Genomic DNA, 19,261 nt, shown 5'->3' with positions numbered 1-19,261 from the left:
TCACACCCCCGCCGACCGGGCCCGTATCGCCGCCTCGTAGACGTCGATGAGCTCGCGGACGGTGCGGACGTCGGTGATGGACCGCTCCTCGCCGAACGGGTCGACGCCGAGTGCGGTCTCCAGCTGCAGCAGCAGCTGGGCGAGCAGCAGCGAGTTGAGGCCCGCGGTCAGCAGCGGATCGTCGAGCGCGTAGCCCGCGTCGGGCTCGTCGTTGAGCAGGACGCTGTCGATCTCGCGCTTGATGATCTCGCGCACGTCGGTGTCCTGCGCCTGCGTGCCGTTCAGCATGTGATGCCTCCATCGATGACGAGTGTCTGTCCGGTGATGAATCGCGCCCGGGGCGAGGCCAGGAAGAGGACCGCGTCGGCGATCTCCTCCGCGGTCCCCAGGCGGCCCAGCGGAGTACGGCGCTGGATCTTCTCGCGGTTGTGCGGGGTGACGTCCGCCGTCATCTCGCTGTCGAAGAAGCCCGGGGTGACGGTGTTGACCCGGATGCCCAGGGGGCCGAACTCCCGGGCCAGGCTGCGGCCGAGGCCCTCCAGGCCGGCCTTCGCGGCGGCGTACACGGCGACGCCCCGGTAGCCCCGTATGGCGTTGATCGACGAGATGTTGACGATGCTGCCGCCGCCGGCGCGCATCATGACCCGGGCGCACACCTGGGCCAGGTGCGCGGGGGCGAGCAGGTTGGCGTCGACCAGGTGGTCCATACGGCCGGCCGGGGTGGTCAGGAACAGTTCCTGGCGCAGTACGCCCGCGTTGTTGACCAGCAGGTCGATCCGGCCGAAGCGCTGGGCGCTGTCGCGGCCGAAGCGCCGCACCGCCGCCGAGTCGGTGAGGTCGACGGCCGCCCAGTGGAAGGCGTCCTGGTACTTCTCGGCCGTCGCCTCGGTGAACTCGTTCGGCTTCCTGCTGAAGGTGGCCACCCGCCAGCCGTCGGCGAGCAGCCGCTCGACCAGGACCCGGCCCAGTCCCCGGCTGCCGCCGCTGACGACGGCGACGTCACCGCCGCCCGGCCCGCCGGACGGGTCGTGGGCCGCGTTCACGCCGCGCTCCTGATCTTCTTGAAGCGTTCGGAGTGCTGGTCGTCGTCGGAGACCTCGACCAGCAGCGGCACCTTGTAGGCCTGGAGGCGCTCGCTGCAGTACGCGCGCACGCGCCGGGCCACCTCACGCGGGTCGGCGGGCCGGGTCAGCTTCACGGTGGCCTGGACGACCTGGCCGGTGATGTGGCTGTGGCGGCCGGAGACCGTGGCGTCCGCGATCAGGTCCATCTCCAGCAGGACGTTCTCGACCTCGCTGGGATAGACCTTCTCCCCGGCCACGTTGATGATCTCGGACTTGCGGCCGAGGATGCGGACGTACTCGCCGTCGGTCTCCACCATGTCCTGGGTGTTGAAGTACCCCTCGTCGTCGAAGGGCGCGGGGGCGTTGAGGTAGCCGAGCATGGCCATGTCGGAGCGGATCCAGAGGATGCCGTCCCTGATCCGGTAGTCGAAGCCCTCCCCGCCGAGCTTGACCCAGAGGCTGTCGTCGTCGCGTGACCGGGTGGACAGGATGCCCAGTTCGGACAGCCCGTACGTCTGCTTCAGACGGACGTCGGGCAGCGCCGCGTGCAGCCGCCGCAGCACGCCGAGCGGCATGGGCTCGGTGCCGTAGGTGATCAGGCGCAGGGTGCTCAGGTCGTGGCGGGTGTGGGCGCCCGAGATGAGCAGCATGTTGAGGAACGTGGGGGTGGTGGGCAGGACCTCGATGCGGTGGGCGGCGATCGCCTCGCACACGGTGTCCGGGGTGCGTTCGGCGATGGTGACGAGCGCACCGCCCTGACTGAGCGTGTGCAGCACCGTGTTGATGCCGCCGATGTGGTCGAGGCTGAGGAAGCCGAGGGTCCGCCGGGGTTTGCGGGCCTCGCCGTACTTGCCCAGCACCTTGGCGAAGTCGAGGACGGTGGCCTTGCTGCGGCCGGTGGTGCCCGAGCTGAACAGCACCAGCCCGGGCGTGCCCGCCGCGCGCAGCCGCCCGTACAGTTCGTGACCGGCGACGCGGCCGGTGCGCCGGACGGCACGGTCGCCGTCGCCGGAACCGAGGGTGATGGCCACTTCGATCTCCGCGATCTCGTGGAACTCGTCCCGCTTGGCGCTGGGCAGCGGTGTCAGGGGGACGACTATGGCGCCGCGGTCGACCAGGGCGAGCAGGCCGGCGCACGCCTCGACACTGCTGGCGCCCTCCAGCGCGACGACTTCCCCGGCGCGTACGGCGTGCTCGTCGAGGAACGTCCTCCACTCTTCTGTCAGCTCCAGCAGCCGCGCGTAGCTGTGACTTCTGCCGTCGAAGACGATCGCGTCGGCGTCACCGAAGCTGTGCATCCGTTCAAAGAACCACGCAGTCATGCGCTCTCCGGCATCTCGTAACGGGCGGATGGGTGAAAGGGATGGGCGGGGTGGCAAAAGGGGGTGGGGGAGGAGACCCCCGCGCCGGTCCGCGACGGCGGCAGCGGCGGCTCGGGAGCGGGCGGGGTGCCGGGCAGCAGCGGCCACCCGTGGATGCGCGCCGAGGTGCGCAGCCGGCGGTCGCCCCCGACGACCACCGCGGATCCGGCGGCCTCCAGCAGCGGCAGGTCGGAGATGTGGTCTCCGTACGCGACGCAGTCGGCGCGGGTGGCGCCGAGCCGCAGGAGGACGTTCATGACGGCGTCGGCCTTGGCCCGGCCGATCATCGGCGGACCCGCGAGCTCGCCGGTGTGACGTCCCCGCACGATCTCCGGCTCGGTGCACCAGACCTCGTCCACGCCCAGGTCCGCGGCGATGGGGCGGAGGGGTGCGGGGAAGGAGCCGGAGACGAGGACGACGTGGTCGCCGCGCTCCCGGTGGCGGCGCAGCTCGGCCACGGCGGGCTCGTGGTAGAAGCCGCCGGTGGCCAGTTCGGCCGCGTACCACTCCTGCGCGACGCGCGTCAGGACGCCGGCGTCGACGCCCGCGAGGTGGGTGAAATAGGCGCGGTTGGTGGCCTCCCGGGAGCAGCCGAGCGCGGCCATCGCCTTGAGCTCGCGCATCCGTTCCTGGTAGGCGCGGGGTGGATGGCCCATGGCGGCCAGGTAGTAGGCCAGGAGACGGAACATGCTCGGGGCGGTGGTCAGGGTGCCGTCCACGTCGAAGAAGGCGACTCGCGTGCGGTTCATGGTCCGTGACGCTCCTGAGGACGAGGCTGGGGGAGGGAGGCGGCGCCGGGAGAATCCGGTGCGCGGCGAAGTTCCGGCTCGTGCGAAAAATCATCGCAGTGGCTTTCGCGGCGCCCCAGACTTCAATGTCACCGGCTTCGCCGACGCCATCACCAAGAATGCTGCTGCCCCCACCAACAGGTCCGGGCGGATTCGGGTGCGGGGGGAAATCCAGGAAAGGAAAAGCGGGTCCGGAACTGGAAATTCCAGTTCCGGACCCGCTTTTTTGTCGTGGAATTTTCTAATCCGGCAGGCTCGTCCAGCGGGGCCCGTCATCCGTCGTGGTCAGCCGGCCCAGCTGCCCCTGTCCGAAGTGGTTGGCGAAGGCGACGGTGTCCGGCCGCGCCAGTTCCGTCAGCATCGCCCGCCGGGTGCGCACCGCGTCCTCCGGCAGGGCGTCCATCGACACCTGCCAGTCGGGGCGGGCCAACTGGGCGGCGGTGTGGAAGACGTCGCCGAAGGCGATCAGCCGCCGTCCGCCGGCCGAGAGCACGTACGAGGTGTGGCCGCGTGTGTGCCCGGGGGTGACCCACGCGGTGACGCCGGGGAAGACCTCCTCCCCGGTGCGTACCGTCCGGGTGCGCGGCGCGAAGCCCTCCGGCATCGACCAGGCGGCCCACTCGTCGCCGGACGCCACGAAGGCGGCCTCGGCGAAGGGGAGTTCGCCGGGCGGTCCGGCGCGGAAGGCCCAGCCGACGTGGTCGTCGTGCAGATGCGTGAAGGCCACGGTGTCGATGTCGGCGGGGCTGCGGCCCAGCCGGGCGAGGGCGGCCGGCAGTCCTCCGCCGCGTAGCGCCCCGATCGTGTCGATGGTGTCCTCGGCGGCGATGTCGTGCGGTCCGAATCCGCTGTCGACGAGCAGGGCCCGGTCGCCGTACTCCACGAGCAGGGCGGCGATGGGCGCCTCGATGAAGCCCTGCCCGTCGAGGAGGCCGGCGTTGTCGCCCGCCCAGTCGGCGGCGGTCGAGCCGGGCAGCCACCGCAGCGGGTGCAGCTGGACCGAGCCGTCCGGGACGACGGTGACGGTGTGCTCGCCCAGCCGCAGGGACGGCAGCACGGGCGACGGGGCGGCGTTGGGCCCCGTGGCTGGCGTCATGGTGCTCCTGTCTTGGTGAACTCAGGGTCCACGCACCGCCGTCGGGCGCGCGGACGGCGGCTTTGGAGAGCCGTCGGCGTGTGGGGGAGGGGTGGGCGGCGCCAGGAGACGGGGCTCCGGCCCGCGTCGGTGTCCGGCACGGGCACGGCACCGGGGAGACGCGACACCGAAACCGGCGTGAGGCGCAACCCCGGTGCGCCGCACCGGCGTTGCGCCTCACGGCCCCGCGGCGCGGGGCGAGGGAAGCCCCGGGGGCCGACGGGGGTCCGGTCCCCGGGCCGTGGACTCAGACGGTCTCGTTGGCCCGGACGGGAGCCTCGACCGGGACCGTCTCGGGCACGTCCGCGGCACGCGGCTTGCGCAGTCCCAGGGCCAGGCCGACGGTAAGCAGGATCAGTGCGGCCGAGGTGTACGTCGCCGCCTGGAGCCCCTCGGAGAGCTCGGCCGGGGCGGGGTCGGAGCCCGTCACCGCGTTGGAGACGGCGACCAGGACGGCGAGACCGACCGCGGCGCCGACCTGCTGGCCGCTGGTGGCCAGGCCGGACGCCAGTCCCTGCAGCCGCTCCTCGATGCCCGCGGTCGCCGCGGAGAACATGGCCGTCCAGATCACGCCCTGCGCGAGGCTGAAGATCACGATGCCGGGGGCCATCTGCGCGTACGTCGAGCCGTTGCCCAGGAAGGCGGCGAACACCGCCGTACCGATGGCGCCGACGACCAGACCGAGGATCAGGGTGCTGCGGACACCGATGGCGGTGGCGAGCTTGCCGCCGATCATGGAGCCGACCAGGATGCAGGCGCACGGGAGGATGAAGGCCAGGCCGGTGGCCAGGGCGCTCCAGCCGCGCACGGTCTGCAGCGCGAGCGTGATGAAGTACGCGCTGGCGCCGAACGTCGCCATGAACATGAACGTGATCATGGAGCCCAGGCGCAGGCTGTTGTACGAGAAGACCCGCAGCGGCACCAGCGGGTCGGCGCTGCGCGACTCGATGACGACGAAGGCGGCGATCAGGGCCACCGCGGCCACGAAGCTCAGCAGGATGACCGGCGCGGTCCAGCCGCTCTCCGGCCCCTGGACGAGTCCGAACACCAGCAGCAGCGCACCGCCGGTGATCGTGATGCCGCCGGGCAGGTCGAAGCCCTGCCGGCGCTCGACCGGCTGGTCGGCGGGGATGGCGCGCAGTCCGAGCAGTCCCACGCCGACGGCGAGCGGGACGTTGACGTAGAAGACCGCGGCCCATCCGAACGCCTGGGTCAGGACGCCGCCGAGCAGCGATCCGACGACCATGCCGCTGCTGCCGGTCGCCCCCCAGACGCCGAGGGCGCGGTTGCGCTCGGAGCCCTCCTCGAAGGTGGTGGTGAGCAGGGACAGGGTGGCCGGCGCGAGGAACGCGCCGCCGATGCCCTGCACCGCGCGGGCGGCCACCAGGACGCCGGGTGTGGTGGCAAGACCGCCGATGACGGAGGCGATCGCGTACAGCGCGAGGCCGGTCAGGAACATCCGGCGCCTGCCCAGCAGGTCGGACATGCGCCCGCCGAGCAGCAGGAAACCACCGAACGCGACGGCGTACGCGCCGATCACCCACTGCAGTTGCTGGTCCGAGAAGCCGACGCCGCTGCCGATGTCGGGCAGGGCGACGAAGACGATGCTGTAGTCCAGGGCGATGATCAGCTGCGCCAGCGCCAGCGCCGCCAGGACTAACCCCTTGTGGCGTGCGGAACCCGACGAAGTCATGACTCTCTCCGTACCTCTCTGGATGGAGCGGAAGGTTGGGGATGAGGAGCGCTCGCCCCGGGCGTCGACCCGCGCACCCGGCGACCGAGCAGCCGTTCTAGCTCGGATACTAATAGTTCGAACTATGTGCCCAGACCATAGGGCGTGGCCGAGGCGCTCCGCAAGGGTGGGTCGACCTCGAATAGTGTGAACTCGTAGAAACTGATCGGATTGTCTGCGACGGCGGCCGGGTACGATGGCTGCATGGCGCAGTCCACTTCATCCGGCCGTATCGCAGACAGCGACGTGTGCAGCCTGGTCAACGCCCTGGCGCAGGCGATCGACCGCCACACCCGGCAGGTGTCCGACAAGCTGGGCCTGACCTCGGCCCAGGCCGTCGCCCTGCGGGAGTTGCCCGAGCCGCGCACCCTGCGGGAGCTGGCCCAGCGGATGCACTGCGAGGCGTCGAACGCGACGTTCGTCGCCGACCGTCTGGAGGCCATGGGCCTGCTGGAGCGACGGCCGCATCCGACCGACCGGCGCGCCAAGTTGCTGCACCTCACCCCAGAAGGGGCCGCCTTGCGCAAGGAGGTCATCAGGCATCTGCGCATCGACTCGCCGATCGGCAGGCTCACCGAGGAGGAGCAGGTGAACCTGCGGGACCTGCTGGCGCGGGCCACCGGCTGAGGGGACCGCCAGCGGGATCGGCACTGGGTGCGGCATCGGGAGCGGCACCGGCTTCGAAGTCAGCATCGGGAGCGCCATCGGGGTCGGGTTCGGCATCGGGCGTCAGGCCGAGGCCCGGAGACCGGCGGCGGCCAGGGCCGGCTCGGCCTCCCGGGCCCAGTGGGCGATCCGGTCGGCCGTGCCGCCCGACTGCGGGCTGAGCAGGACCAGTTGCATTCCGGGCCGGACCGCGAGATCCAGGCCGACCTGGGTGAACGCGACCTGTCCCAGCTCGGGATGGCGCAGCACCTGGCTGGTGCTCGACCCGTCGCTGATGCGGTGGCGCTCCCACAGGTCGGCGAAGACCGGGCTGCACTCGCGTAGATAACCGACCAGGGCGGCGAGCCGGGGATCGCCCAGGAACTCGCCGCTCTGGGAACGGAAGCGGGCCACGGCCTCGGCCGCGTCGCGCTCCCACATCGGGAACCGGTCACGGGCGCGCCGGTCGAGGAACAGCATCTCCAGGTAGTTCGGATGCGGTTCGTCGATGCCCAGCAACCGCACGGCGGTGCTGTTGGCCGCCGTGATGTCCCAGTAACGGTCGATGAAGTACGCCGGGTTGGGCAGATAGCCGGCCACGATGGACCTGTGGAGCCGCTGGTCGCTCTCGGCGGCGGCTCTCGGCCGGCGCGGTGCCGCGTAGCCCGCGAGCCGCATCACGTACAGGCACTGCGCCTCGTCCAGCTGCAGGACGTGGGCGATGGCCCCGAGGATCTCGGGGGAGACGTTCTTGGCCCGCCCCTGTTCGATCCACGCGTACCAGGACGCTCCGATGCCGGCCAGCATCGCCACCTCCTCGCGCCGCAGCCCGGTCAGCCGGCGTGAACCGCCGCCGGGCAACCCGACCTGTTCCGGGGTGACTTCGGCGCGGCGGGCGGCGAGGAAGCTGCCGAGTTCGGCGAACTTCAGGTCGGCCGGTTTGGTGGCGGCCAGGGCCGAGGCGGTCCGCTGGCGGGTGGTGGCGTCCGCGTCCCGGCGCTCACGGTCGATCACTGTCAACGCTACGCCAGATGCCGGAGATCCAGGACCAGTCATCGTGGCAAACCCCCTCCGTGGTCAACGCTGGCGCCCCCTGCGTGTGCGGCGCTCCCAACATCATAGAGAACGATATTTTTTTTCTGGAGAGAAGAGAGCGCTCGCTATGTTTTTTTACCGAAGGTTAACCTTCCGGGGCCAGGTGAACGGGTCGCCCCGGGGCGCCGGGCGTCGGGTGTTCCCGGGCTGTTCTCCCAGGTGGCGGACGGTGTGAACGGCTCCTCGCCGGGGGCCTTCCGGGGCCTGCCGTCGACGCCACGGTTCCCGGACTCCCGCCGCGCGCGCGTGAGGGTCCCTATGGCTCCCTCCTCGGCGAAGGGGTGGCAAGGGGGGGCTGCGGGCGGGGATCGCACCGCTTGTCCGGCCCGGGCTTCGGTGTCGCTCGTGCCCCGCGCACCCTCACCGGTGGGAGTGCGGCGTCGCCACTGTCCGCGCGGTGGTGCCGTCGGCCGCCGCTCGTGCACGGTGGTGCCGTCGGCCGCCGTCCGCGCACGGTGGTGCCCGCACCGCCACCCGCGCACGCCGGGCCGAGGCCCCGGCCCTCCCGCCTCCGCTCGGTTCGCGGCGGTGATCCGCCGTCCGATTCACGCCGAACTCGTGGCGTGACCTGCGCCGGGGTTGCGCGGAAGGTCATCCGCCGCTAAATGATAGTGAACGCTATCTTTGTTTGGCGGGTTCAGCGGTGTGTCCGCGCCCGTCCCGACGAAGCTGCTCCACCACCTGGGAAAGGCACGTTGTCATCTCAACTCGCAGGCCGCGGACGGCCCTCGGGCCGCCCGGGCGCGCAGAGCCAGGGCGCGGGCCGGTCCGAGCCGCCGCGGCCCGTACGGCAGTTCCACCGGTCCGCCGTGCGCCCGGCCCGTCCCTCCACCCACCCAGGGGCAGTCCATCGAACGTGCGGAGGCCGGTAGCCATGGTCACTCAGGAGCGGGCCGAGCGGACGCGGCAGCGTCTGCTCCAGGCGGCCGCGGCGGAGTTCTCGCTGTACGGATACGGCGGCACGTCACTCCAGCGCATCAGCGCGGCGGCCGGGGTCACCATGGGGGCGCTGACCTTTCACTTCCCCACCAAGCTCGCGCTCGCCGAGGCCGTGCACGCCCACGGTTCCGCCCTCACCCGCACGGCGGTGGCCCGTGCGCACGACGGGGACGGCCGCCGGCTCCAGCAGGTCATCGCCATCACCCACGTCCTGGCCCGGCTGCTGCACGAGGAGGCCACCGTACGGGCGGCCGGCCGCCTCACCCGGGAGCGGACCCTGGACCAGGGGGACTGGCACGACTGCTGGCTGCCCCGCGTGCGCGAGCTGCTGGAGCAGGCGAGCAAGGAGCGCGAGCTGCGCCCCGGCGTCGACCCCCAGGTCATGGCCCTGCTGACGCACTACCTGGTGTCCGGTCTGGAGGAGGCGGCACGGCCGGACGGCGGCTGCCCCGAGCATCGGCACACACTCGGCGCGGTCTGGGACCTGGTGCTGGCCGGGGTGGCCGACCCGGCGCAGCTCGGGCCACGGACGCGGGGCGCGGCGCGCTGAGCGTCCGTGGCCCTGCCGGGCCGGCCGGGTGGTCAGACCGCGCTGCAGCCGCCGTCCACCGGAACCGCCGCGCCGGTGACGAAGGACGACTGGTCGCTCAGCAGCCAGGCCGCGGCCTGCGCGATCTCCAGGGGGTCGGCCATGCGCCGCTGGATCGCACGGGCCACCCCGTGGGTCTCCACCTCGGGGAACCGCCGGACGACCTCCTCCATGAGCTCCGTGCGCGTGGTGCCTACCACCAGGGCGTTGACCCGCACCCCCCGGTCGCCGTACTCGGCGGCGGCCGCCCTCGTCAGACCGATCACCGCGTGCTTGGCGGCGACGTAGGGCGCCACCGCGCCGGTGGCGAACTGCCCCGCCGTACTGGACGTGTTGACGATGGAGCCACCGCTCCCGGCGGCCAGCATGGCCGGTATCTGGTGACGCAGGCAGTTCCACCCGCCCCGTACGTTGACGTCCATGATCCGGTCGTAGACGTCGTCGGGCAGCTCGTGCAGCCGGGTGCCCGCGGTTCCCCATCCCGCGTTGTTGAACGCGGCGTCCAGGGAACCGAAGGAGTCGACGGCTCTGTCGACCACTCTGCGGACGTCCTCGTCCGAGGTCACGTCCCCCGGGCAGGGCAGCGCCCGTCCCCCCGCGGCGGTGATCTCCTCGGCCAGGTTCTCCAGCTTGTCCTTGCGGCGTGCCATCAGCACCACCGCCGCACCCTGGGCGGCGGCGTACCGGGCGGTGGCGGCGCCGATTCCGCTCGACGCCCCCGTGATCATGACGGTCTTGCCCTTCAGCACCGTGCGTCCCCTCCCACTTGATCCCGATTCCCCTGCTGGTCGTGGCACAGGCCGTCCAGGCCCCCGTTGGGCCGGGCGTGGCTCAGCCGAAGAACCCGGCATGGTCGGCGGCCCATCGGGCGAAGCCCGTGGGCGGCCTGCCGAGCAGTTCCCCCAAGGTCGTGTCGACCTGTTCCGCCGCGCCCCCGGCGCGTCGCCGGGCCCCCTCCAGCAGGGCGTCGGCGATCCGGTCCCCGTAGCGTCGACTCCAGCGCGCACGGGCCTCGTCCGCCGTGAGCTCCTCGAACTTCAGGGTCCGGCCGAGGAGTCCGGCGAGTACGTCGACCTGCTCACGCGGCGACACCGCCTGAGGCCCCGTCAGCGCGTAGGCTCGTGAGGCGTGTTCCGGTTCCGTGAGCGCCCGCACCGCGACCTCGGCGACGTCCCGGGGATCCACACAGGCCGTACGCGCCGCTCCGCCGAAGGCCCGCACGACGCCGTCCGTACGGATCGACGGGGCCCAGGCCAGCGCGTTCGACATCGGCGTACGGATGCGCAGCACCGTCCAGGACAGGCCGCTCGCCCGCAGCAGCTCCTCGCTGCGCCGGTTCCAGCGGGCGACCAGGTCGTCCGCGCCCGGGTCCGTGACGCCGAGCCAGGAGAGCTTCACGGCATGGCGCACCCCGGCCGCGCGGGCGGCGGTCACGATGTTCTCGTCGTCCTCGGGCCGTCGCGGGTCCGCCGTCACGACGAACACCGCGTCGGCCCCCTCGAACAACTCGCGCAGCCGGCCGCGGTCCCGGTAGTCGGCCCGCACCACCGGGCCGGGCAGTCCGAGCGCGGCGGCTTTGTCCGGGTCCCGCACCACCAGGGTGTGCCGCGCCGGCGCCGACTCGGCGAGCAGGCGGGCGACATGGCGGCCCACGGCGCCGGTGGCACCGGTGACGACGACCGGGGGCCGGGGGGAGTCGGCGGATTCCACGGGCAGTGCCCCGCGCGTCGTCACGCGGGCTTCCCGCGCGAGTCGTCGAGGACGATCTTCTTCATGGCGCTCGGCGTGGCGATCGATGGCAACAGCACGTTCCACATCTCCCTCACTCGCTGGGGCAGGTCCTGACGACCGCTCTCCAGGTGGGCATGCATCTGTGCGCCGGTACACGCGTTGACGACCAGCCGTGCCACCGAGTTGACGTCGACGTTCGCGCGGATCTCGCGCTCACGCCGGCCGACGGCGAGGTCTTGGGCCAACACCTGTGTCCACTGCTGGTGCGAGTTCTCCGCGGGGCTGATGAACAGGTCCTGTTCCATGACAAGACGAGCGCCAGCCAACAGGTAGGGATCCTCAAGGAGTTGGTGCGCCCAGGTCAATGTGATGTCGATCGCACGCTGAAGCCCCTCGGAGGGCTGCGGCGGCGCCACGCGCTCCGGCTGGCCGCGCACGATCTCGCGGGCGAGGGCCTCCTTGCCCTCGAAGTGGAAGTACATCGCCCCGAGGGTCAGTCCGGCCCGCTGCGTGATCTTGGTGACGCTCGCGCCGGAGAAGCCGCACTCGGCGAACACCTCGGCGGCCGCACGGGCGATGACGGCCCGCGTACGGACCGCTCGCTCCTGCTTGACCTGCCGTTTGCCCTGCACCTCGGCCATGAGGGCTCCTTCCCTCGACAAAAAAAATAATATTCTCTATCTTACCGGTCGTGGCGCCCGTGACCCTGGATGGGTCACGGCAACCATCGCGTCGACACTTTCGGAGGAATCGGATGGCTCCGGGCACCACGCGAAGAATTGTCGATCTTTCTTTCCCCGCCCCCGACCCCAAGCGGTACGCGGGCAAGGTCGACCTCACGGAAGTGCTGGTCACGGACTGGCACCCGGAGGGGGAGCACACCGACGCCGTGACGGTGCGCTGGCCGTGCCGGCACGCGTTCTACACCCCTGGTCCGCACCCCGACTACGGCCTCCTGCTCTTCGCCGAGAGCGTCCGGCAGTCGCTGGCCGTGACCTGCCACCTCGGCCTCGGGGTACCGATGGGTCACCGGATGGGCTGGGAGACGCTGACCAGCACGGTGCGGCCGGACGCCATGTCGATCGGCACGGAACCGGCCACCGTTGACCTGACGATCCACCACGAGGATGTGGAGCGCCGCAAGTCGGGCCTGGTCCGGCTGACCGCGCGGGTGCGGGCCACCCGCGACGGCATGCCCCTGGGCACCGCCGAGGTGCGCTACACCGCCTACCCGCCGGCACTCTACGACCGGCTGCGCGGCCCGTACGCCGACGCCCGCGAGGCCTTCGCCCGCTCCCTGCCGCCCGGACCCGCGATCGATCCCGCGCTGGTGGGTCGTACCGACCCGCGCGACGTGGTGCTCACCGCCGACCCCGCCGACCCCGCGCAGGGCGCGACCGGCGCACCGCGGCGATGGCTGCTGCGCACCGACACCACCCACCCCGTGCTCTTCGACCACCCCCACGACCACGTACCCGGCATGGTCCTGCTGGAGGCGGTGAGCCAGGCCGCCCGGGCCGCGGCGCCCCGGGACACCGTCCCGATCGCGTTCGACACTTCGTTCCACCGCTACGTCGAGTTCGACCTGCCCTGCGCCATCGTCGCGGACGAGCCCGAGGTCGACGAGTGGGGGCGCCGGCGCCAGCGGGTCGACGGACTCCAGGACGGCCGTACCGTCTTCACCGCCGTGGTCACCAGCGTCGACCGCGGCGACCAGTCCGCCGTGCGGGCGCGGCAGTACCAGATCGTGGCGTGACGGCCTGATGTCCGATGGCGTGATGGCCTGGTGCAGAACGCCTGAAACGCCTGACGTCGCCTGATCGTCCGACCCCTTTGGCTCGCGGCACTTCCGCAGCGACGTTCTCCACCGACGTTCTCCACGGATGTGTTCTTTTCCCTGCGGGGTCCCGGCGTGCGCCGGGACCCCGCTCCGTGTTTTCGTCACCTGGCGCCTCCCGCCGACGTGTTGGTGACGCCAAGCGTGTCTGTGGTGATGGGTTCGGCGACGCTGTTGAGTTTGGAGTCTGGGTCCCCCCGGCGGCGGTTGCCATGATTCCGTCATGGGTCGGGCGATGGGAATTCCCGGCACGTCGCCATGACTCACCCGTCACGGACCCCAAGAGGAGCAGAAATGAACCTGTCCATTTCCGGCACCTACTCCGTCGGTAAGACGATCACCAGCATGGCGCTTTCGCACCTCACGGGAATCCCGCGCACCTCTGCCCCGACCATGCGGGAACTCCTCCCCATCTCGCTCCCCGGTAAGACCCTGGAGGAGTGCAACGGCGCCGAGCTCATCATGCTGATCACCCGGCGGATTCAGGGTCGGGCGGTCGCCGAGAGCCACCTTCCCAACGGCTACATCTCGGACGGCTCCGCGCTCCACGAGTGGTCCTACGCCACCGTCCGCGTCAAGGTCGGCATCAACCCGAACGAATCCGTGGACCTGGACAACGTCGAGATGACCGACGAGGTCCGGTTCTACGCCGAAGTCATGAAGCAGATAGCCATTCCGGCGAAGCAGCACACCAAGAAGAACTACGACGCGTTCGTTCACCTGCCCATCGAGTTCCCGATCGTCGAGGACGGCCACCGGCCGGTGAACGAGCGGTTCCGTGTGCTCGCCGAGGAACTGCTGCTCAAGACCCTGGAGGAGCTGGAGATCCCGGTGCACATCGTCGGCGGCACGATTCCCGAGCGGCTTGCGAAGATCACCGACATCTTCGGATTCCGGCCCGTGATGAGCATCGAGGAGGCCATCGCCCGGGCCGAGGAGGAGTACGCCAAGATCGACACGCGCAATGAGCTGGAGCGCCTGGCCGACGCGGCCTGAGCGATCTCGTCGCATCGCGAGGAACACCGGGTTCCGGCGCCACAGAGAACCGGATTCACGGCGTCGCAGAGAACCGGGTTCACGGCACCGCGGACAACCGGATTCACGCCGTCACAGAGAAACGGAGAGGGAAACGTGAGGATCGCTTTCGTAGGCGCCTACGGAAACGGCAAGACGACACTCACCACCGAGCTGTCGAAGAAACTCGGCCTGGAGCGGGTCCACGGGAGCGCCATGCGCGACCCGGCCGGCGGTGCCCGCAAGGCGCTGGAGGAGACCAACGAGCCGGAACTGATCCAGCTCGCGGTGCGACGCTTCACGGAGCGCGCCGTCGACGAGGCCCGACTCCAGGAGGGTTTCCTGTCCGACGGTTCGGTGCTCCACGAGTGGGTGTACAGCAAGGTCCGGCTCGCCGTGGGCCGGCACCCGGAACCGTCGGTGACCCTCCAGGACGCGGTCCGCGCGCCCCGCACCCGGGTGTTCGAGGAGGTCGTGGACCAGCTCGCCCTGCTGGCGAAGGAACACGCCCGCGTCACCTACGACGTCTTCGTCCACTGCCCCGTGGAATTTCCGCTGCCGGAGGGCCACGATCCGATCAGCGAGCATTTCCGGACGCTGTCCGACCAGCTGATGCTCGACACGGTCGAGTCGCTCGACATTCCGGTGCACATCGTGAAGGGAACCCTGGAGGAGCGCATCGAGCAGGTGCTGAGCATTCCGGGCGTGCGCCAGGGATCATGACCGCCGCCCATCCGGCGCCGCGCACCCGGCGCCGGATGCTCCGGTCCGTCCTGAAGTCCCCCCGTCGCTGAATCGCCCTTCCTTCCGTTCCCCCCGTCCCCGCCCCGTCCCCGTCCTTTCGTCAACCGCAGTCCCGCCTCAGGCAAGGAGACCACTGTGCACAGCGGAATCGGAGTGTTCCTCTCCCCCCTGCACGCCCCGGGCCAGGACCCGCACCTGACCATCCGGCGCGACCTCCAGCTCGTGGAGCACCTGGACGAGCTGAACTACGACGAGTGCTGGTTCGGCGAACACCACTCCCTGGCCTGGCCGACGATCGGCGCCCCGGAGACCATGATCGCGGCCGCGGCCGAGCGGACCCGGCAGATCAAGCTGGCCAACGGTGTGGTCCCGCTGCCCTTCCACCACCCCTTCAACGTCGCGACCCGCGCCCTGATGCTCGACCACCTCACCCGGGGCCGCTACATCCTCGGCGTCGGCCCCGGCGCCACCCCCAACGACTCCCACATGTTCGGGGTGGAGCAGGACGAGCTGAAGCGGATGGCCAGTGAGGCCATTCCGGCCGTGCAGCAGCTGGTCAACGGCGAGGAGCGGGTGAGCGCCAAGACCGACTGGTTCGTGCTCCAGGACGCCAAGATGCAGCTGCCGCGCTACAGCAAGCCGGGCATCGAGATGGCGATATCGAGCATCGGCACGCCCAACAGCCCGAAGGTCGCGGGCCAGTTCGGCCTGAGCCTGGTGTCCTGGGGCGCTCCGCCGCCCGGACTGCCGGCCGTCGACCTGGCTCAGCAGTGGCGGTACGCCGAGGAGTCCGCCGAGGAGCACGGCACCACGATGGACCGTCGCACCTGGCGGGTCGTGGTCCCGCTGTACATCGCCGAGACCCGCGAGGAGGCGTACCGGGATGTACGGGAGGGCTTCTCCGAGTGGCTCTGGGGCTACTGGGGCAAGGCCGCCGGCTTCGACGTCGCCGCCAGCATGGAGGGGGTCGCCTCCTCGCGGGAACTGGAGGCGGGCGTCGAGCAGGGTCTGGCCATCGTCGGATCCCCCGAGGACGCCGTCTCCGCGATCGAGCGCCTGCAGGAACAGACCGGCGGCTTCGGCACGTTCCTCGTCTACGCCATGAACTGGGCGTCTTTCGAGAAGACGAAGCGCAGCTACGCCCTGCTCGCCGAGCAGGTGGCGCCGCGCTTCTCCGGCACCACCGCCCGCGGGGACGAGTCCATCCAGTGGAGCGTCGACAACCGCCACATCTTCCCGCACACGGAGGCCCAGCGCGCACGGGCCGCGCGTGAGGCACAGCAGGCCGGGCTCCAGGCGCACTGACCCGACCGTACCTCCGCCCGGCCCGTCACGATCCCCCCACCGTCGGAGCCCGCGCCCGAGCGCGGGCTCCGACCGCGTTCGGGCGCGGTCACCGTCCGATCGTTAGGCTGCAGACCGATCAGGTGAACGGGAGCCGAGCCCGGCCGCCCAGGTGGCGGGCCACCGGCGGCGGCGACCGTCCCGGACCGTCCCCGGGGGGATGCGGATCCAGGGCGGTACCAGGGCGCCGATCGGACCGACTGGCGGGCGTACACAGCGAGGTGAGAAGTGCGGTTCACCACCCGACCCACCCTTTCCGGCACCTTCGGCATGGTGTCCTCTACCCACTGGCTGGCCTCCCAGTCGGCCATGGCCGTGCTGGAGGACGGCGGCAACGCGTACGACGCCGCCGTGGCGGGTGCGTTCGTGCTGCACGTCGTCGAACCGCACCTCAACGGTCCGGCCGGCGAGGTACCGATCCTGCTCGCCCCGGCGGACGGCGAGGTGCGGGTGCTCTGCGGGCAGGGCGTCGCACCGGCCGGGGCCACGGTGGCGCACTACCGGGACCTCGGCCTGGATCTCGTACCCGGCACCGGGCCGCTCGCCGCCGCCGTCCCCGGCGCGTTCGACGCGTGGATGCTCCTGCTGCGCGACCACGGCACCAAGTCCCTCGCGGACGTCCTGAAGTACGCCGTCGGATACGCCGAACACGGGCACGCGCCCGTGGAGCGCGTCGGCGAGACCGTGGAGACCGTGCGCGAGCTGTTCGAGACGGAATGGACCTCCTCGGCGGAGGTCTACCTGCCCGGCGGGCGGCCCCCGCGTCCCGGCGAGCTCTTCCGCAACCCCACGCTCGCCGCCACCTGGAAGCGGCTGCTCGCCGAGACCGCCGGGGCGGGGGACCGGGAGGCGCAGATCGAGGCCGCGCGGCAGGTGTGGCGCACCGGCTTCATCGCCGAGGCCCTCGTACGCCAGGCGCGGCGCCCCACCATGGACACCAGCGGCGAGCGCCACACCGGCACGCTGACGGCCGCCGACCTCGCCGCCTGGTCGGCGACGTACGAGACGCCGGTGACGTACGACTGGAACGGCTGGACCCTGTGCAAGGCCGGGCCCTGGAGCCAGGGCCCGGTCCTCCTCCAGCAGCTCGCGCTGCTCCCGGACGAACTGCCCCCGTACGGCTCCGCCGACTACGTCCACCTGCTGATCGAGGGCTGCAAGCTCGCCATGGCCGACCGGGAGGCCTGGTACGGCGACGCGGCCGGCGTGCCGCTCGACGACCTGCTGTCGCCCGAGTACAACGCCGCCCGCCGCGCGCTCGTCGGCGACACGGCCTCGCGCGAGCTCCGGCCCGGCAGCCCCGGCGGACGCACCCCGCGGCTGTGCGCGCACGCGCGCGTGGCGGGCACCGCCCCGGCGGGCCCCGCAGCCCTGGGCATCGGTGAGCCGACCGTCGCCAAGAGCCCGGCCTCCCCGGTGCCGGGCGAACCGGAGGTCGCCGCCGACGGCACCACCCGTGGCGACACCTGCCACCTCGACGTCGTCGACCGCTGGGGCAACATGATCGCCGCCACGCCCAGCGGCGGCTGGCTGCAGTCCAACCCGGTCGTGCCCGAACTGGGCTTCCCGCTCGGCACCCGGCTCCAGATGACCTGGCTGGAGGAGGGCCTGCCGAACTCCCTGACACCGGGCCGCCGCCCCCGTACGACCCTCACGCCCTCCCTCGCCCTGCGCGAGGGCCGCCCGGTCCTGGCCTTCGGCACACCCGGCGGGGACCAGCAGGACCAGTGGCAGCTGCACTTCTTCCTGGCGCTCGCGCTGCGCGCACCGGTCCGCGGCGGCTTTGACCTCCAGGGCGCCATCGACGCCCCGAACTGGCACAACGACAGCTTCCCCGGTTCCTTCTACCCGCGCGGCATGCGTCCCGGGAGCGTCACCGTCGAGTCCCGCACGGACCCGGCGGTCGTCGCCGAGCTGCGGCGCCGCGGTCACGACGTGACGGTCGGCGGCCCCTGGTCCGAGGGGCGGCTGTGCGCGGTCGCCCGGGACCCCGGGACGGGCATCCTCTCCGCGGCGGCGAACCCGCGCGGCATGCAGGGGTACGCGGTCGGACGCTGACGCACGCTGACGTACGCCCAGGTACCTTCTTCATCCCGATTCCACCCGGAGTGCACCGGCCGGGTGGGGATTGTCAGTGGCGCGTGCTCTCATGGAGACATGATCGAAGACAGCGAAACCATCGACGAGTTTCTCGCCCGACACGCCTCCGACGTGGAGGAGGCCATCCGCAAGGCCGCCGCCCAGGAGATCATGCCGCGCTGGCGGCAGCTCGCCGCGGACGAGGTCGAGCAGAAGGCCGGGCCGCACGACCTGGTGACGGACGCGGACCGCAAGGCCGAGCTGTACCTCACGGAGGCACTCACCGCGCTGCTGCCCGGCTCGGTCGTCGTCGGCGAGGAGGCGGTGCACGCCAATCCGGTGTCGTACGAGGCGATCCGGGGCGCCGAGCCGGTCTGGATCGTCGACCCGGTCGACGGCACACGGCAGTTCGTGCACGGAGACTCCGGGTTCTGCACTCTCGTCGCCCTGGCGCAGGGCGGCGTCCTGCTCGCCTCCTGGACGTACGCATCCGCCCGCGACCAACTCGCCACCGCCGTACGGGGCCAGGGTGCCTTCCTCGACGGTGAACGCCTGCGCTCCGGCGCGCCGGAACCCGGCCGGGACCTGCGCGTGGCGACCTCCCACCCGGACTACACGACGGACGAGCAGAAGCGCGCCCTGCTCGGCCTGCGCACCCAGGGCGTGGCGCCCCGCTCCTGCGGCTCGGCCGGCCTGGAGTACCTCGCCGTCGCGCGCGGCGAGATGGACGCCACGGCCTTCTCCTGGGAAGCGGCTTGGGATCACGCGGCGGGCCTGCTCCTCGTCGAGGAGGCCGGCGGGGCCCACCTGACCCGCACGGGAGAGCCGTTCCGCATCACCGGCGGCAACGCCCTGCCGTTCACCACGGCCCGCGACGCGGCCACGGCCCGACGGGTGGCGGGCCTTCTGGCGAGCTCGGTACCGCACGCGACCGAGTGACAGCGCGGGGCGGGACGTGGTGCCCGGGTGGGGAGAGGCCCGCTCGACGGCCGGAGTCACTCGCACGTACCCGGGCCCCGTCCCGCCACTCACCGGCCTCCGTCCCGCCACTCACCGGCCTCCGTCCCGCCACCCACCGGGTCATCCCCGCCTCCGTCCGGAGGTCGCCCCGCCGTTCATCGGTCTCCCGTCCCGCCTCCGTCCGGAGGTCGCCCCGCCGTTCAT

18 protein-coding genes are annotated in these 19,261 nt (G+C 71.6%); 8 read left to right on the top strand and 10 right to left on the bottom strand.

Annotation, left to right across the window (positions count from 1 at the left end; translation table 11 throughout):
- From ACFPZJ_RS19595 to ACFPZJ_RS19570, 6 genes are all read right to left on the bottom strand, one after another.
- Positions 1 to 288: a phosphopantetheine-binding protein gene (locus tag ACFPZJ_RS19595; RefSeq protein ID WP_381023028.1), complete on the bottom strand. Its 288-nt coding sequence runs from the start codon at positions 286 to 288 to the stop codon at positions 1 to 3.
- Positions 282 to 1,043: an SDR family NAD(P)-dependent oxidoreductase gene (locus ACFPZJ_RS19590; RefSeq protein ID WP_381023025.1), complete on the bottom strand. Its 762-nt coding sequence runs from the start codon at positions 1,041 to 1,043 to the stop codon at positions 282 to 284. The genes ACFPZJ_RS19595 and ACFPZJ_RS19590 overlap by 7 nt, the downstream gene beginning before the upstream one ends.
- Positions 1,040 to 2,386, bottom strand: a complete 1,347-nt coding sequence (locus ACFPZJ_RS19585) for a class I adenylate-forming enzyme family protein (RefSeq protein ID WP_381023022.1) — start codon at positions 2,384 to 2,386, stop codon at positions 1,040 to 1,042. The genes ACFPZJ_RS19590 and ACFPZJ_RS19585 overlap by 4 nt, the downstream gene beginning before the upstream one ends.
- Entirely contained in the window at positions 2,383 to 3,174 is a 792-nt protein-coding gene (locus tag ACFPZJ_RS19580; RefSeq protein ID WP_381023020.1) for an HAD family hydrolase, read from the bottom strand. The genes ACFPZJ_RS19585 and ACFPZJ_RS19580 overlap by 4 nt, the downstream gene beginning before the upstream one ends.
- Positions 3,175 to 3,454: 280 nt before the next feature.
- Positions 3,455 to 4,309: an MBL fold metallo-hydrolase gene (locus ACFPZJ_RS19575; RefSeq protein WP_381023018.1), complete on the bottom strand. Its 855-nt coding sequence runs from the start codon at positions 4,307 to 4,309 to the stop codon at positions 3,455 to 3,457.
- A gap of 286 nt (positions 4,310 to 4,595) precedes the next feature.
- Complete coding sequence (locus ACFPZJ_RS19570) at positions 4,596 to 6,041, bottom strand: MFS transporter (protein WP_381023016.1); 1,446 nt, start codon at positions 6,039 to 6,041, stop codon at positions 4,596 to 4,598.
- Between the two features lie 243 nt (positions 6,042 to 6,284).
- Here ACFPZJ_RS19570 and ACFPZJ_RS19565 point away from each other — a divergent pair, with 243 nt between their 5' ends.
- Complete coding sequence (locus ACFPZJ_RS19565; RefSeq protein WP_381023013.1) at positions 6,285 to 6,707, top strand: MarR family winged helix-turn-helix transcriptional regulator; 423 nt, start codon at positions 6,285 to 6,287, stop codon at positions 6,705 to 6,707.
- Between the two features lie 102 nt (positions 6,708 to 6,809).
- On the opposite strand, the gene ACFPZJ_RS19560 is transcribed toward ACFPZJ_RS19565, so the two are convergent.
- Positions 6,810 to 7,739, bottom strand: coding sequence for a helix-turn-helix transcriptional regulator (locus tag ACFPZJ_RS19560; protein WP_381023010.1), 930 nt, complete (start codon positions 7,737 to 7,739; stop codon positions 6,810 to 6,812).
- 955 nt (positions 7,740 to 8,694) lie between these two features.
- Here ACFPZJ_RS19560 and ACFPZJ_RS19555 point away from each other — a divergent pair.
- Positions 8,695 to 9,309 carry a ScbR family autoregulator-binding transcription factor gene (locus ACFPZJ_RS19555; protein WP_381023008.1) on the top strand — a complete coding sequence of 205 codons (615 nt, stop codon included), beginning with the start codon at positions 8,695 to 8,697 and terminating at the stop codon, positions 9,307 to 9,309.
- Between the two features lie 32 nt (positions 9,310 to 9,341).
- Here ACFPZJ_RS19555 and ACFPZJ_RS19550 read toward each other — a convergent pair whose 3' ends face one another.
- The 3 genes from ACFPZJ_RS19550 to ACFPZJ_RS19540 all read right to left on the bottom strand — a co-directional run bounded on the left by ACFPZJ_RS19550 (position 9,342) and on the right by ACFPZJ_RS19540 (position 11,720).
- Positions 9,342 to 10,097 carry an SDR family NAD(P)-dependent oxidoreductase gene (locus ACFPZJ_RS19550; protein ID WP_381023005.1) on the bottom strand — a complete coding sequence of 252 codons (756 nt, stop codon included), beginning with the start codon at positions 10,095 to 10,097 and terminating at the stop codon, positions 9,342 to 9,344.
- Between the two features lie 82 nt (positions 10,098 to 10,179).
- A complete protein-coding gene (locus ACFPZJ_RS19545) occupies positions 10,180 to 11,082 on the bottom strand; it encodes an NAD(P)H-binding protein (RefSeq protein WP_381023002.1) in 903 nt (300 codons plus the stop codon).
- On the bottom strand, positions 11,079 to 11,720 hold the full coding sequence (locus ACFPZJ_RS19540) for a ScbR family autoregulator-binding transcription factor (RefSeq protein WP_381022999.1): 642 nt from the start codon (positions 11,718 to 11,720) through the stop codon (positions 11,079 to 11,081). The genes ACFPZJ_RS19545 and ACFPZJ_RS19540 overlap by 4 nt, the downstream gene beginning before the upstream one ends.
- A gap of 113 nt (positions 11,721 to 11,833) precedes the next feature.
- On the opposite strand from ACFPZJ_RS19540, the gene ACFPZJ_RS19535 reads away from it, so the two are divergent.
- The 6 genes from ACFPZJ_RS19535 (at position 11,834) to ACFPZJ_RS19510 (ending at position 19,036) form a co-directional block, all read left to right on the top strand.
- The gene (locus ACFPZJ_RS19535; RefSeq protein WP_381022996.1) at positions 11,834 to 12,835 is read left to right on the top strand and encodes a ScbA/BarX family gamma-butyrolactone biosynthesis protein; all 1,002 of its coding nucleotides are present in this window, start codon (positions 11,834 to 11,836) and stop codon (positions 12,833 to 12,835) included.
- Between the two features lie 375 nt (positions 12,836 to 13,210).
- Positions 13,211 to 13,912, top strand: coding sequence for an AAA family ATPase (locus tag ACFPZJ_RS19530; RefSeq protein ID WP_381022993.1), 702 nt, complete (start codon positions 13,211 to 13,213; stop codon positions 13,910 to 13,912).
- Between the two features lie 135 nt (positions 13,913 to 14,047).
- The gene (locus ACFPZJ_RS19525) at positions 14,048 to 14,653 is read left to right on the top strand and encodes an ATP/GTP-binding protein (RefSeq protein ID WP_381022990.1); all 606 of its coding nucleotides are present in this window, start codon (positions 14,048 to 14,050) and stop codon (positions 14,651 to 14,653) included.
- Positions 14,654 to 14,809: 156 nt separating this feature from the next.
- Entirely contained in the window at positions 14,810 to 15,979 is a 1,170-nt protein-coding gene (locus tag ACFPZJ_RS19520) for an LLM class flavin-dependent oxidoreductase (protein ID WP_381022987.1), read from the top strand.
- 309 nt (positions 15,980 to 16,288) lie between these two features.
- On the top strand, positions 16,289 to 18,076 hold the full coding sequence (locus ACFPZJ_RS19515) for a gamma-glutamyltransferase family protein (RefSeq protein WP_381023463.1): 1,788 nt from the start codon (positions 16,289 to 16,291) through the stop codon (positions 18,074 to 18,076).
- A 99-nt stretch (positions 18,077 to 18,175) separates the two neighbouring features.
- Positions 18,176 to 19,036: an inositol monophosphatase family protein gene (locus ACFPZJ_RS19510; protein WP_381022985.1), complete on the top strand. Its 861-nt coding sequence runs from the start codon at positions 18,176 to 18,178 to the stop codon at positions 19,034 to 19,036.
- The last annotated feature ends 225 nt before the right edge of the window (positions 19,037 to 19,261 follow it).

The organism is Streptomyces bullii (assembly GCF_042657145.1).
Lineage (GTDB): Bacteria > Actinomycetota > Actinomycetes > Streptomycetales > Streptomycetaceae > Streptomyces > Streptomyces bullii.
The sequence above is the reverse complement of the archived record's forward strand: the minus strand, read 5'-3'. Positions and strand labels throughout refer to the sequence as shown.